Raw genomic sequence first — 14,090 nt, forward strand, 5'->3', positions numbered from 1 at the left:
CGCATAGCGGCTGAACAGTCACAAATTTTTAATCATCTTATACCCTAGCATATACGCGCCAACACGCACGCACGGCTGGCGGCACCGGCTGGCGCGGCCTGGTCGCCGGGCGGGCGCTAAAACAACGTCTGCTGGTGGCTGGTCAGCGTTTCAAAGTCGTCTTGCACGAAGGGGAGGATCGCGTCGGCCACCGGTTGCAGTTGGCGCGTCAGATAATGCTCGTAGTCGATCGGCGAACGCCGCGTCTCGAGCGGCTCGGGGCCGGCCAGCGTGATCACATAACGGATCCAGCCGCCATTCTGGTACTGCAGCGGACGTCCATGGAGGCGGTTGTAGTCGTCGGCGATGCGCGCCGCGCGCACATGGGGCGGCACGTTGCGTTCGTAGTCGCCCAGCGGCCGGCGCAGCCGCTTGCGGTACACCAGCAGCGCGTCGAACTCGCCTCCGGCGGTGCGCCTGACATAGTCGCGCACATAGTCCTGATACGGCTCGCCCTTGAAAATGCGCAGGTACAGCGCCTGCTGGAACTGCTGCGCCAGGGGCGTCCAGTCGCTGCGCACCGTTTCCAATCCCTTGTAGATCATTTCCTCGCCGCCGTCCGGCTTGGTGACCAGGCCGGCGTAGCGTTTTTTGCTGCCCTGCTCGGAGCCGCGTATGGTCGGCATCAAAAAGCGCCGGTAGTGGGTTTCGAATTCGAGTTCGAGCGCGTTGTCGAGATCGAACTCCCGGCGCAGGTGCGCGCCCAGCCATTGGTTGACGTGGCCGACCAGCGCGCGGCCGATCTCGCCTGCCTGTTCATCGGTATGGGCGTGCCTGAGCCAGACGAAGGTCGAATCGGTGTCACCGTAGATGACCTGATAGCCCTGGTCTTCGATCAGCTTGCGCGTGAGGTGCATGATTTCGTGGCCGCGCAGGGTGATCGAGGACGCCAGCCGCGGGTCGAAAAAGCGGCAGCCGCTCGAACCGAGCACGCCATAAAAGGCGTTCATGATGATTTTGAGCGCTTGCGAGAGCGGCTTGTTGTTTTCGCGCTTGGCCGCTTCGCGCCCCTGCCAGATCTGGTTGACGATGGCCGGCAGGCAGTGCTTGTCGCGCGCGAAGCGGGCGCCGCGGAAACCCTGCACCGTGGCCGCGTGGTCGTCGTCGCTCGTGCCCACCACCAGCCCGACCGGATCGATCAGGAAGGTGCGGATGATCGACGGGTACAGGCTCTTGTAGTCAAGCACCAGCACCGAGTCGTACAGGCCCGATTGCGAATCCATCACAAAGCCGCCGGGGCTGTTCTCGCCCTCGATGTCGCCCAGGTTGGGCGCCACATAGCCTTGGCGGTGCATCATCGGCATGTACAGATGCTCGAAGGCGGCCACCGAGCCGCCGCTGCGGTCGGCGGCCAGGCCCGTCACGCTGGCGCGCTCGAGCAAAAAGGTCAGCAGTTCGGTCTTGGCGAAAATGCGCGTGACGAGCTCGCAGTCCTTGAGGTTGTAGCGTGCCAGGGCAGGCTTGTCTTCGGCGAAGCGGCGGTCGATCTCGGCCATCCGGTGGTAGGGGTTGTCGATCGACTTGCCTTCGCCGAGCAGCGTTTGCGCGACGTTTTCGAGGCTGAACGAGGAAAAACTCCAGGTCGCCGATTTGAGCGCCTCGATGCCGTCGATGATCAGGCGCCCGGCCGCGGCGGCGAAATAGTGGTTTTGCGATCCGTGTTCGCGCCATTCCATCGGGCTGCCGTCGCGGCCCAGGCGCAGCGGCAGTTGGTAGCGCTCGGCGTGTTTTTGCAGCACGCGCAGGTCGAACTGGACCAGGTTCCAGCCGATGATGGCGTCGGGGTCGTGCCGTTCGAGCCACTGGTTCAGGCGTTCGAGCATCTGGCGCCGGTCGTCGCAGTATTCAAGATCGAAGTCGAGCGGCTCGTCGCCGCCGTTGGGCGGGCCCAGCATGTACACCTGGCGCTGGCCGCAGCCTTCGAGCGCGATCGAATACAAGTCGCCGTGCGCGGTGGTTTCGATGTCGAGCGATGCGAGCCGCAATTGCGGGCGGTAGCCGGGCGCGGGCTTCATCTGGCCGCCCGTCAAAGGGCCCTTGCCGCCGGGCCCCGGCTGGCCGCCGAACCAGACCGGGGCGGTGATGAAGCGTTCCATCAGGTAGCGTTCGGGCGGGCGCACGTCGGCCTCGTAGACGTCGATGCCGAATTCGCGCAGGCGCTTTTCGAGTTGCAGCAGGTGGCGGTACTTTTGGCAGTACAGGCCGAGCACCGGCCGGTGCTGGAAATCGCACAAGTCGAGCGCGCGCAGCTCGTAGCCGCGCTCGCCGCGCAGGATTTTTTCCGCCTGTTCGTGCTGCTCGGCGGGAATGAACGCTACCGAGGGTTGCGCCGCCAGGCGAACGTGGCGCGGGCCGTCGTCGGTTGCGAGCCAGAAATCGACTTCGGTCCCGGCGGAGGTGTCGCGCCAGTGTCGGGTTAAAAGAAAGCCTTGCTGTAGTTCCACCAACGTCCTGCCCTTCAAGTGCCCATGCGGCTCATCGCAAGCAAATCGCACGGAATGCGCCCATGATCGCGCCACGCGACATGCGGTCAGGCATCTTAAAGCAAACAGGCCCTGTCCGTCTGGACATGCCTGCGGGCGGGGGCGAGGCGATCAGTGGCCGTGCAGCCTTTCGTACTCGTCGGCCTCGGCCTTGGTCTCGTGGACGGTGCCGGCGGGATGCTCGGGCGGCATGTACAGGGTGTAGAGCCGCAGCGGCGTCGTGGTCGAGGTGTTGATCACGTTGTGCTCGGTGCCGGCCGGGATCACCACGGCGATGCCGTCCGACAGCGCGTGTTCCTCGCCATCGAGGAGGGCGACGCCTTCGCCGTCCTCGACCCGGATGAACTGGTCGCGGCCGTCGTGGTGCTCCATGCCGATTTCGGCGCCCGGTTGCAAGGTCATGATGACGAGCTGGCTGCGCGGCGTGGTGTAGAGGACTTCGCGGTAGTTGTTGCCCTCAAGCGTTTTGACTTCGATGTTGGTGCTGTAGCCTGACATGCTGTCCTCCAGACGATGGTTTGAGCGCCCCGAGGCGGGGGCGCTACCGGAATGGGGATTTTACAAGAGATGGGGGCGCGCGGAAGCAAGGTACGGGGGTACAACAATTGCAATTGCAATCGCAAGCACGCAAGGGCGGTCGCATTGGCCGCGTTGGCCGTGGCCGCGCCGGTCGACGCGGGGAGGGCGCCGCTGGTACGACTATTTTCCCAGCAGTGCCAGCGACTGGTTCCATTCCGGCGCCCACTCATGCAAGAAATCATGCGTGCCGAATGCCCTTTTAAGATGCCCGATAGGCACCCTGTGGACCTCATTCAAGCCCAGCGCGAGCGTGATCGGATTCCAGACGGCGTGTTTCTTCGTTTTTCTGGCGCTGCCCTTGACGCGCGCGCCATCGTCGCCAAAGATGCCGCCGGCCTCGTCGAGCGCCTGCTGCAGGTCGATCTTGACCAGGCGCGAAAAAGCGGTCAGCACCTGCTCCTTGTTGATGCCGGCCAGTGATTCCTGCGCGGCCTCGATCTTGACCGGCGCCGGTTCGGCCTCACGTTTGAGCCGGCCCGCCAGGCGCTCGAGTTCCTTTTTCAAGAAACGCAACTCGTGCAATTCCCGGCGAAAGCCCGGTGGCGGCAGCTTCGTCACCAATTTGTGGACGTCTTTGGTGGTGGTGATGAGCACCTCCGCGCTGCCGGCGGCAAGCCGTTGGGTGTCGCCCTCGAAAAAAATCGGCGCCGCATAACCGCCATTGGCATCGCCAAACAGCGCCGGATACGCGGCGTCGTAGTCGAGCCAGACGTAGGGCGTGAGCCCGTTTTCGATCAGGCGCGCCAATGCCCATGGGGTATCGGTTTGACCCGCAAGCCACGCGCAGGCCTGCTCTGTCGTGGCCCGGAAAGGAAGTTCGGTGATCGGCATTATCTGTTTCAGTGAGGTTTGCAGGCGCAAGGTTGCGTCATAGTGCCATTAAACGCGCTGGTTGGCGAATTGGCAGGCACGAGCTGGGCCAACGCCAACCTCGCCACCACCAACTCCACCAACAACAGCAACACCCGCTAGCCCGTCATTCCCGCGAAGGCGGGAACCCATACTGAATATGCAGAAATGCGGCGTCGAAAAATTTAGGCCCGCGAATTTTGTGGTTTAAATCTAGAAGCGGCGCATGGATGCGGATTCAGCATGGGTTCCCGCTTTCGCGGGAATGACACGGTGGGAGCTGCCGCCCATTCGTGCGTACGCTTATGCTGTTCTATGTTCAAAATAGCGCTTCCTGCGTCCAACGGAGTCACCATGCGAATCGCCACCTTCAATGTCAACGGCATCACCAGCCGCCTGCCGGCCCTCCTGCGGTGGCTCGAAGAAACGCGGCCCGACGTCGCCTGCCTGCAGGAACTCAAGGCGCCGCAAGACAAATTCCCCGAGGCGGCCATCAACGCCGCCGGCTACGAGGCCATCTGGCATGGCCAGAAGAGCTGGAACGGCGTCGCCATCCTCGCCCGCGGCAGCAAGCCGCAGGAGGTCGGCCGCGGCCTCGCCGGCGACGCCGAGGATGAACAAAGCCGCTACCTCGAGGCCGCCGTCGACGGCGTGCTGGTCGCCTGCCTGTATCTGCCCAACGGCAACCCGGCCCCCGGCCCCAAGTTCGACTACAAGCTGCAATGGTTCGAACGCCTCATCGCGCGCGGCGCCGAGCTGCTCGATAGCGGCGCGCCGGTGGTGCTGGCCGGCGACTTCAACGTCATGCCGACCGAACTCGACGTCTACAAGCCGGAACGCTGGACCAGCGACGCCCTGTTCCGCCCCGAGACGCGCGACGCCTTCCACCGCCTGCTCGCCCAGGGCTGGTGCGACGCGCTGCGCACCATGCACCCGGGCGAGAAAATCTACACCTTCTGGGATTACTTCCGCAACGCCTACCAACGCGACGCCGGCCTGCGCATCGACCATTTGCTGCTCAGCCCCGCACTGGCCGGCAGCCTCAGGGCCGCCGGGGTCGACCGCGACGTGCGCGGCCGCGACAAACCCAGCGACCACGCCCCGACCTGGATCGAGCTCGATCTGAAAAATTTCTAACGGAACTTATCAGGCCGCCGCTGTTGGCAAAAAACCTCACCCTGAAAGGATGAAAAAATTTTCTTTGGTAAATGTTGCGCACGCCTCGCGCAGGCTTCCCAAGAAAACTTCATTAATTGTAGAATTTCAAGATGAGCACTCCGCCCGTCGTCTTATCTTCGTTCGACCCGTTCCAGCAGCTGACCGTCATCCGGCAGGCTGCCAGCTCGCTCGCCTCCTCATTCGAGCTCGACCAGACGCTCGCCAACACGATCGGGGTGTTCTTGCCCGCGCTTGGCGACTTCGGGTTTTTCGACGCGATCGTCGACGGCGGCGTCAGGCGCACGGCGCGCGCCCACCTCGACCCGGCGACCGAGGCCATCCTCGCCGCCACCGAGTGGCGGCGCCAGGCACCCACCGGCTTGAACCTGTGCGCGCTGTCGTCGGGCGAGGCGGCGCTGCACACCGGCATCGACGACGCCTGGTATCAAAAGGTGGCCATGGGCGAGGGCCACCTGGCGCTGCTGCGCACGCTCCGCTTCAAGGCCATGCTGACCGTCCCGGTGCGCGCCGGCGAGGAGCTGGTCGGCGCGCTCACGCTGTTCATGTCGCATTCCGGGCGCAGCTACGGCGCCGGCGAGCTCGCCTTCGCGGCCGAACTGGCCGCGCTGGCCGCCCCGGTGGTGAGCAATGCGCGCCTGCTGGGCAAGCACCGGCTGGCCGAAGCGGCGCTGCGCGCGAGCGGGGAGCGGCTGCGCCTGGCGACCGACGCCGGCAAGATCGGGATCTGGGACTGGGACCTCGTCAGCGGCGCGGTCAGCTGGTCGGAGCGGGTGTACGAATTGCACGGGCTGGCGCCGGGCCAGTTCGGCGGGCGCCTGGAGGACTTCACCGCGCTGGTCCATCCGGACGACCGCGAGCGCCTGTCGCGCGACATGGCGGCCTCGCTCGCAAGCGGCGACCTGTTCACCGCCGAATTCCGGATCGTGCGCCCCGACGGCAGCGGCGGCTGGCTCGCCACCTGGGCCCAGCCGGAGAACGAGGGCGGCCGGGGCCCTACCCGGATGGTCGGCGCGACCATCGAAATCACCGAGCAAAAGCGCAGCCAGGCGCGGCTCGAGGAGTTGAACTGCCGGCTCGAACAGCGGGTCGTGTCGAGCAACACGGAACGCGACCGGATCTGGCGCATGTCGCGCGATGTGCTGGCGGTGGCCTCGCAGTCGGGCGCGCTGCTGAGCGTGAACCCGGCGTTCGAGGCGGTGCTGGGCTGGACCGAGCGCGAGGCGCTGTCGACCCCGTTCATGCAGCTGGTGCACCCGGAGCAGCAGGCCGGCGTGCAGCAGCAGTTGGCGCGCCTGGCGCGCGGCGAGTCGGTCGAGGAGTTCGAGGTGCGCTCGCGCCACCGTGACGGCAGCTACCGCTGGCTGTCGTGGACGCTGGCGCCCGAGGGCGATCTGATGTACGGGGTCGGGCGCGACGTGACGGAACTCAAAAAGGAGCGCGCCAAAAAGCTGCTGGCGAGCGAAACGCGGCTGCAACTGGCGCTCGACGTCGGCGGCATGGGGGCCTGGCAATGGGACGTCGTCAGTGGCGAGAGCATCTGGTGGCCTGGCATGGAGACGCTGCACGGCATGCCGGTCGGCGCCGGCGTGTCGTCGATGGCCGCCTATCTCGAGCTGGTGCTGCCGGCCGACCGCGAGCGGCTCGCGGCCGAGGTGGAGGAAGCGCTGCGCGAAAAGCGCGGCCACCGCATCGAATACCGGGTCATCCACCCCGGCGGCGGCGTGCGCTGGATCGAGGGGCGCGGCGAATTGACGCTCGACGAGCACGGCGCGCCGGTGCAGATGGCCGGCGTGTGCGTCGACATCACGCAGCGCAAACGGACCGAGGAGGATCTGCGCTTCGTGGCCAAGGCCAGCGCCGAACTGGCGGCCCTGACCGAGCTGACGGCCACCCTGAACCGGGTGGCGCGGCTGGCGGTGCCGGGGTTCGCCGATTGGTGCACGGTCGACCTGCTGGGCGCCGACGGCGCGATCGAGCGCGTGGCCGTGGCCCACGTCGATCCGTCCAAGGAGGCGCTGGTGCACGAACTGTTCGTGCGCTTTCCGCCCGACCCCGACGCCCGGGGCGGCGTCTGGCAGGCGATCCGCGGCGGCCATTGCGGCCACGTGCCGTTGATCACCGATGCGATGCTGGCCGAGTCGGCCGGCGCGCCCGAATGCCTGGCCGGCCTGCGCACGCTCGGCCTGCGCTCGTACATCGGGGTGCCGCTCGCGGTCAGGGGGCGCACGCTGGGCCTGATCTCGTTCGTCGCGGCCGGGAGCGGGCGCGTGTATGGCGCCGACGACGTGGCGCTGGCCGAGGACATCGGCCAGCGCGCCGCGATCGCGATCGAGAACGCCAATATGTACCGGGCGCTGCAAACGGCCGACCGGCGCAAGGACGAGTTCCTGGCGATGCTGGCCCACGAGCTGCGCAATCCGCTGGCGCCGATCGCCGCCGCCGCCGACGTGCTCAGGCTGTCGACGGGCGACGCGCGCCTGACCAAGGTCAGCGACATCATCAGCCGCCAGGTGGGACACATGGCGGGCCTGATCGACGACCTGCTCGACGTATCGCGCGTCACGCGCGGCCAGGTCGAGCTCGACCGCTACCCGGTCGACATGAAGGCCGTGGTCATGGCCGCCGTCGAGCAGGTGCGCTCGCTCAACGAGGCGCGCGGCCACCGGCTGTCGCTAAAGCTGCCGGCGCGCGCGCTGACGGTCGAGGGCGACGAGAAGCGGCTGGTGCAGATCGTCGCCAACCTGCTTAACAATGCCGCCAAATACACGCCGCCGGGCGGCGCGATCGACCTCGAGGTCGAGGCCGGCGAAGAGCGGATCTTGTTGCGCGTGCGCGACAACGGGATCGGCATGGCGCCCGAACTGGTCGACAGCGCGTTCGAATTGTTCGCGCAGGCCGCGCGCACCTCCGACCGCTCGCAGGGCGGGCTCGGACTGGGCCTGGCGCTGGTGCGCCGGCTGGCTGAGCTGCACGGGGGGCGGGCCAGGGCGGCCAGCAAGGGGCCCGGGCATGGCAGCGAGTTCACCGTGCATCTGCCGCTGCTGCGCGGCGCCGCCGGCGCGACGGGCGCCGCCGATGGCGCGGCCGGCGCCGCGCCGCAGGCGCGCTTGCAGGTGCTGGTGGTCGACGACAATGTCGACGCCGCCACCATGCTCGGCCTGTTTTTGGAGACCTCCGGCCACGAGGTCGATGTCTGCCACGAGCCGCGTGCGGCGCTTGAGCGGATCGGCGCGCGCCGTTTCGACGCCTGCCTGCTCGACATCGGCTTGCCCGGCATGGACGGCAACGAGCTGGCGCGCCAGATCCGCGTCGCCAGCCCGGGCGCGGTGCCGGCCTTGATCGCCGTGAGCGGCTACGGGCAGGCGCACGACCGCGCCGTGGCGCTCGAGGCGGGGTTCGACCACTACCTCGTCAAGCCGGTCGGGGCGCTTAGTTTGCAGGAGTTGCTGGCGCAGATTGCGGGGCGTTCCGCGCTCGTGTGAACCGGGTCGGCGAGTTTTTTCCATATTTACATCCGCGCGGCGCGATGTCGGCGCGGCGCCGTTCCCCTTGATTAGCGCGCCGAGTTGATGCACACTGAAACGCGAACCCGGGAGCCCGTCGCTTTTGGGACAGTCGGCCGCAAGAAGCGCGGGACGCGCTTAGCCGCCTTCCCGCGATAGCTCGCTGTTGGCCGCCTAGCCCTCCATTGGAAAATGATGACCACGTTTCAAGCGCATGGAGAGTTTAAAGTCCGCCTCGATGGGCGCATTCTCGTGTCGGAGGTCGACGGCCCGTGGAACAAGGAAATGGTCGTTCAGTGGATGAGGGCGGCAAGTCCGGTCGCCCGGTCGCTGGCCGAAACCGGCCCCCATATCGCGCTCACCATCGTCACCGGTTCGTTGTTGTGCCCGCCGGAGGCGCTCACCATGCTCGGCCAGGTCATCCACCACACGGCCGCGCGCCTGCAATGCATCGGCAATCTTGTCGTCGCCGCCGACGGGGTCGAGGGCCGCGCGCTGTTCACACCCATGTACGCGCGCATCTATACAGCCGATACCCCGCACGACCTGTTTCCCGACTACGAAAGCGGCAAGGCGTGGGCGCTCGCCGTCTTGGCTGAAAAAGGCTTTTAGGCCGGTCCTCAGAAGCGCACGTCGTTCGGACAGTACAAGTGTGGCGACAACAACTTGACCTGGTCGTCGGCCACCGCGCGCAGGCGCTGCTGGGTCGGGTCGTCGACGCCGAAATTGGGGAACGTGGGCAAATCGAGCGGCGAATTGCCGGTCATCGTGGCAAACAGGATCGACGCCGTCAAAAACGCGCCGGCCGGAGACGAGTGGTTGCCGTCGGACGCGTGCAACACGATGTCTGAAAAACGCGACAAGGCCAGGTCCCACGCTTGCGGAATCGGCGCAACGCAAGCCGGCTGCAGCGCGGCGATGCTTATGTGCAGTTCAAAGATGCGCGGGGTTTCCGCGATGCCCCGCCGCGGCCATTCGGGAAACATGACCGGCACCATCTGGCGGGCACGCGTGAGCGCGACCCAATTGACCGCCTCGGCGATCGAATAATCGACGGTGCCCGAACTGCTATAGCGCTGGGCCTGGAACACGACCGCGCTCCATTTCTGCCGCTGGAACAGGCTGAGCGAGGCGGCGTCGCGCTCGCGCTCGTCGAGAAACAGGAAGCCCGGCGCGTTTACCACCGCCACCGACTTGCCTGGCCGGGCCGCTTTTAGCATCGCCTCGAGCATCGCGGGCAGGCCGTTGGCGGCCGTGTGGCTGTTGCCGAACATTAAAACGCTGATGTCGGTCTACCCCGTCGGGGTTGGCGCGGGGGCGGGTGTGGAACCGCCCGAACCGCCGCCGCATGCCGACAGCACGGCCACTTGCAGCAGCAGCACGAGCGCCGCTGCGGATCGCTTGATGTTCATGGAATCCATCCTGGTCGATGCATGCGCCGCGCCGGCGAAAATTGTCCCGTATGCCACAGCATAACGGATTGCCGCATGCAAATCCTAAATGGATTCGCCTTGCCCGACCGTGAACGCGGCGAGGCGCGCGCCATAGTCGGGTGCGACCGCGCCTCGCACCGAGGGGTGCGCGGCCAGTGCGGCGCGCCAGGCGCGCAGTTTTGGGGCCGCCGCGAACAGGTCGACGCCGCTCACCCCGTCATAGACGTCGAAATAGCGGAACACCGGCCCGAACGCGGCGTCGACCAAAGTGAAATGCGGCCCAGCGAAATACTGATTCTCGCGCTGGTGCGCGGGCGGACCCTGGCCGGGGCCGCCGGCCGGCTGGGCATGGACGCATCGACCGGTGTTTCGCTCCATCAAGCGGGTCGAGAAGGACCTCGGCGAAATGCTGTTCGACCGCGGCCGCTAGGGCTATCTGCCGACCGACATGGCGCTGGCGCTGGCGGGCCACGCCGAACGCATCGAGGACCAATTGCAGGAGGCGCGCGATAGCGTGCTCAAGAATGGCAGCGAGCCGGGCGGGGTGGTGCGCATCACGACCACCGATACCATCCTGCACGGGCTCCTGTTGCCGCTGCTGGGCGAGTTCGCGCGCGCCTATCCGCGGATCGACCTTGAGCTGGTGGCCTCGAACGCGATCGCCAACCTGAGCCGGCGCGATGCCGATATCGCGTTCCGGGCCACGCGCAAGCCGCCCGGGCACCTGGTCGGTTCGCGCCTGGGCACCATCAAGGCGGCCTTGTTTGGGGCCAGCGCCTACCTCGCCGGCCGTCCGGTTCCGCTGGCGCCCGAGGACGCCGACTGGATCGCGCTCGACGAATCGCTGGCCGAGCATCCCTCGGTCAAGTGGCGCCATGCGCGCTTTCCGCGATTGCTGCCCAAGTACCGCTGCAACAGCGTGTTGTCGGTGGCGGGGGCGGTGGTGTCGGGGTTGGGGAAGGCCGTCGGGGCGTGAAAGGCACGATTTATAGCAGTGCAATCTTGATCACCCTGTCAATCTGGTGCACACTGGCCACTGGTCGAGTCTTCACATTAGAACAAGATGAATCCCCAGTTTCAGGCTCACGGCGAGTTCAAAACCCATGTCGACGGGCACCTCATCGTTTCCGAGGTGGCCGGCCCGTGGAACAAGGAGCTTGTTGAGGATTGGGCCGCCGACGCCTTCAATCAACTCAAAGCGGCGCCCCCTGCCGGGGCGTTGGTGGGAATCACGATCATCCGCGGGTCGATCCTGTGCACGCCCGAAGCGCTCGACGCCCTGGCCCGCGCCGTGCGCTACGGGGCCAACCACCTCGATTGCATCGGCAACTGCATCGTGGCCGCCGACGATGTCGAGGCGCGCTCGCTGCTCGAGCCGATATACGCCCGACTTTATATCGGCGTAACGCCATACCGCTTCTTCCGCGATTTCGACACCGCCAGGCAATGGGCATTCGCGCTATTGGCGGAAAAAGGTTTTTGAAACCTTCTAAAAAGTTGACCCGGGATGGCATCAAGGAGGAGGCGCGCGGCGGCATCCTGTAATCCGGTTCGAAAAAAAAGGCCGGGAGTATCTCCCGGCCTTCTCCTCGCTTAAGGTCGCATTGCGCCTTGCCGCATTACCAAACTCCTAGCCGGCAACTGCCGCATGCCTTGAGTACACCGCACTGGCGAACGCGCGTCCCTGCGACAGCGAACGCAGGCTCGTCGTGTGCCCGAACAGCCTGGCCAGCGGCACGTCGGCTTGCACCTCGACCCGGCCGGTATGCTCTTCGACGCCGAGCACGCGGCCGCCGCGGCGTTGCAAGTCGCCGATCACGGCGCCCGCGTTGGCGGCGGGCGCATCGACCGTGACCACCATCACGGGCTCGAGCATGCGCGGATGGGCCCGTTTCAAGCCGGCCAGCACAGCGTCTTTGGCCGCGACCGTGAAGGCCATGTCGCTGCTGTCGACGGCGTGGTGGTCGCCGTCGAGCAATGTCACCTTGACGCCGGTGACCGGATGCCCGAGCGGTCCTTGCAACAAGGCCTGCCGCACACCTTTCTCGATGGCGGGAATAAACGCCGAAGGCACGACGCCGCCCTTGATCGCGTTGTCGAAGGCAAACACGCCGTCGAACCGTTCGACCCGCAACACGACGCGCGCGTACTGCCCGTTGCCGCCATTTTGCTTGGAGACCTTGCCTTCGACCTCGACGGCAGTGCCTTCAATGGTTTCGCGGTACGCGACCTGGGGCGCGCCGACCGTGACCGCGACGCCTGTTTCGCGACGCATGCGTTCGAGCACCACATCGAGATGCAGTTCGCCCATTCCCCACAACACCGTCTCGCCGCTCAGGGCGTCGCTTTCGAGACGCAATGACGGATCTTCGCGGCGGAAACGTTCGAGCGCGGCAAGCATCTTGCCGCGGTCAGTGCCGTGCGCCGGTTCAAGCGCCAGCGCGACCACGGGATCGCCCGCATGGATCGTTTCCAACACATACGGCACGGCCTTGGTCGACAGCGTGTGGCCCGTCAACGCCTCTTTCAAGCCCGCCATGGCAACGATGCTGCCCGCCGACGCCTGGCCCACCGCCGTGCGGCGGTCGGCATGGACCACATACAAACGGCCCAGGCGCACCTGCGCGCCAAGCGAGGCGTTCCAGACCATATCGCCTTCGCGCATGGTGCCGCCGTAGATCCTGACATACGACAGCGAACCATGGTCGTCATGGACGACCTTGAACACGAGCGCGGCCAGCGGGTCGCCGTCCCTGGTGCCGACCGCCACCGGGGCCCCATCCAGATCGGCCATGGGGATGGCGCGCTCGTCGGGCGAGGGCAGCCAGTCCACGATCGCGTCGAGCAAGGGCTCGATGCCGGCGTTGCGGTAGGCCGAACCGGCCAGCACCGGAACCGCGCGCCGCGCAAGCGTCATCGCGCGCAGGCCGACGCCGATTTCTGCCCGCGACAAGGTGTCGTCGGACAGGAACTTGAGTGTCAAGCCTTCGTTCGCGTCGGCGGCGATTGCCGCCGCGTGCGCATAGGCGGCCGCCGCCATGCCGGCCAGATGGCCGGGCAGGGCCGCCGACGACATCTGGCCGGCCGCGCTCCACGACAGGAAACGCTGCCCGAGGACATCGACCACGCCTTCGAACGCGTCGACCGCGCCCACCGGAATGGCCAGCGGGACGGCGCGGGCGCCGAGGCGATCGCCGATCTGGGCGAGCACGCGTGCGAAGTCGGCGCCGACCCGGTCCATCTTGTTGACGAACACGATCATCGGCACGCCGTGCCGGTGCGCCTGGCGCCAGATGGTCTCGGTTTGCGGTTGGATGCCGGCCACGCCGCACAGCACGGTGACGGCGCCGTCGAGCACGCGCAGCGAACGTTCGACTTCGATGGCGAAGTCGATATGGCCGGGCGTGTCGATCAGCGTGAAGGCGTGGCCGTTCCATGCCGCGCGCGTGGCGGCGGCGCCGATCGTGATGCCGCGCTCCTTTTCCAGGGGCATGCTGTCCATGGTGGCGGTGCCCTCGTGGACCTCGCCGGGGCGGTGGATTTCGCCGGTCTTGAGCAAGACGCGTTCGGACAGCGTGGTTTTACCCGCGTCGATGTGGGCGATGATTCCAAAGTTGCGCGTGTGGGCGCGATGGACTGTGGCAGTCATGATGGTACTTTCTAAACATGGCGGGCGGCCGTGATTGTCTTTTGACAAGCGCAGCGGGAGCCATGCGACCACCCATGTTCAGTGGTCCCGCGCGCGTTCTTCGTCGGCTAGCTTCATGATATAAATGCTCCAGTTGGATGCGATTGCTGTGGTGGAAAAAGGTGGACTGCAAAAACAAAAAAGGCCCGAGTGGGCCTTTTTTTGATGGTGCTCGGTGACGAGCGAATCAAGGGGCGCACTGTCGCGGCCCGGGACGCTGCATGCAGCGCGCCGGGAGGGCGGAGGTAAAAAAGAGGATGTCCATTGATTTCATGGTCGCAAGGATAGGCCCGCTTTTTGGCGTTGTCAAGATAATCGTGGTGGTTTCACGGAGGGG

General features: G+C 66.3%; 11 protein-coding genes. 5 read left to right on the forward strand and 6 right to left on the reverse strand.

From position 1 onward, the window contains the following. Positions 1-116: 116 nt before the first annotated feature. From C7C56_RS04405 to C7C56_RS04415, 3 genes are all read right to left on the reverse strand, one after another. Positions 117-2,486: a DNA polymerase II gene (locus C7C56_RS04405; RefSeq protein WP_219933104.1), complete on the reverse strand. Its 2,370-nt coding sequence runs from the start codon at positions 2,484-2,486 to the stop codon at positions 117-119. A 147-nt stretch (positions 2,487-2,633) separates the two neighbouring features. Continuing rightward, complete coding sequence (locus C7C56_RS04410; RefSeq protein ID WP_106756275.1) at positions 2,634-3,020, reverse strand: cupin domain-containing protein; 387 nt, start codon at positions 3,018-3,020, stop codon at positions 2,634-2,636. Between the two features lie 201 nt (positions 3,021-3,221). Then, entirely contained in the window at positions 3,222-3,962 is a 741-nt protein-coding gene (locus C7C56_RS04415) for a hypothetical protein (protein WP_307719021.1), read from the reverse strand. Positions 3,963-4,304: 342 nt separating this feature from the next. On the opposite strand from C7C56_RS04415, the gene xth reads away from it, so the two are divergent. The 3 genes from xth to C7C56_RS04430 all read left to right on the forward strand — a co-directional run bounded on the left by xth (position 4,305) and on the right by C7C56_RS04430 (position 9,244). Further along, positions 4,305-5,087, forward strand: coding sequence for an exodeoxyribonuclease III (gene xth, locus C7C56_RS04420; RefSeq protein ID WP_106756276.1), 783 nt, complete (start codon positions 4,305-4,307; stop codon positions 5,085-5,087). A gap of 131 nt (positions 5,088-5,218) precedes the next feature. Next, the gene (locus C7C56_RS04425) at positions 5,219-8,611 is read left to right on the forward strand and encodes a PAS domain-containing protein (RefSeq protein ID WP_106756277.1); all 3,393 of its coding nucleotides are present in this window, start codon (positions 5,219-5,221) and stop codon (positions 8,609-8,611) included. A 213-nt stretch (positions 8,612-8,824) separates the two neighbouring features. Then, positions 8,825-9,244 (forward strand): hypothetical protein, encoded by a 420-nt coding sequence (locus tag C7C56_RS04430; RefSeq protein ID WP_146204281.1) that lies wholly within the window; start codon positions 8,825-8,827, stop codon positions 9,242-9,244. A gap of 8 nt (positions 9,245-9,252) precedes the next feature. On the opposite strand, the gene C7C56_RS04435 is transcribed toward C7C56_RS04430, so the two are convergent. Together C7C56_RS04435 and C7C56_RS04445 are read right to left on the reverse strand one after the other, a co-directional pair. Next, positions 9,253-9,906 carry a hypothetical protein gene (locus tag C7C56_RS04435; RefSeq protein WP_106756279.1) on the reverse strand — a complete coding sequence of 218 codons (654 nt, stop codon included), beginning with the start codon at positions 9,904-9,906 and terminating at the stop codon, positions 9,253-9,255. A gap of 222 nt (positions 9,907-10,128) precedes the next feature. Then, positions 10,129-10,443 carry a glutathione S-transferase family protein gene (locus C7C56_RS04445; protein WP_106756281.1) on the reverse strand — a complete coding sequence of 105 codons (315 nt, stop codon included), beginning with the start codon at positions 10,441-10,443 and terminating at the stop codon, positions 10,129-10,131. A gap of 70 nt (positions 10,444-10,513) precedes the next feature. On the opposite strand from C7C56_RS04445, the gene C7C56_RS04450 reads away from it, so the two are divergent. Further along, entirely contained in the window at positions 10,514-11,041 is a 528-nt protein-coding gene (locus tag C7C56_RS04450) for a LysR substrate-binding domain-containing protein (protein ID WP_106756282.1), read from the forward strand. 87 nt (positions 11,042-11,128) lie between these two features. Then, positions 11,129-11,548, forward strand: a complete 420-nt coding sequence (locus C7C56_RS04455) for a hypothetical protein (protein WP_106756283.1) — start codon at positions 11,129-11,131, stop codon at positions 11,546-11,548. A 147-nt stretch (positions 11,549-11,695) separates the two neighbouring features. On the opposite strand, the gene fusA is transcribed toward C7C56_RS04455, so the two are convergent. Beyond that, on the reverse strand, positions 11,696-13,714 hold the full coding sequence (gene fusA / locus C7C56_RS04460) for an elongation factor G (RefSeq protein ID WP_106756284.1): 2,019 nt from the start codon (positions 13,712-13,714) through the stop codon (positions 11,696-11,698). Positions 13,715-14,090: the final 376 nt, after the last annotated feature.

Source organism: Massilia glaciei (genome assembly GCF_003011895.2).
In the GTDB taxonomy this organism is placed as follows: domain Bacteria; phylum Pseudomonadota; class Gammaproteobacteria; order Burkholderiales; family Burkholderiaceae_D; genus Telluria_A; species Telluria_A glaciei.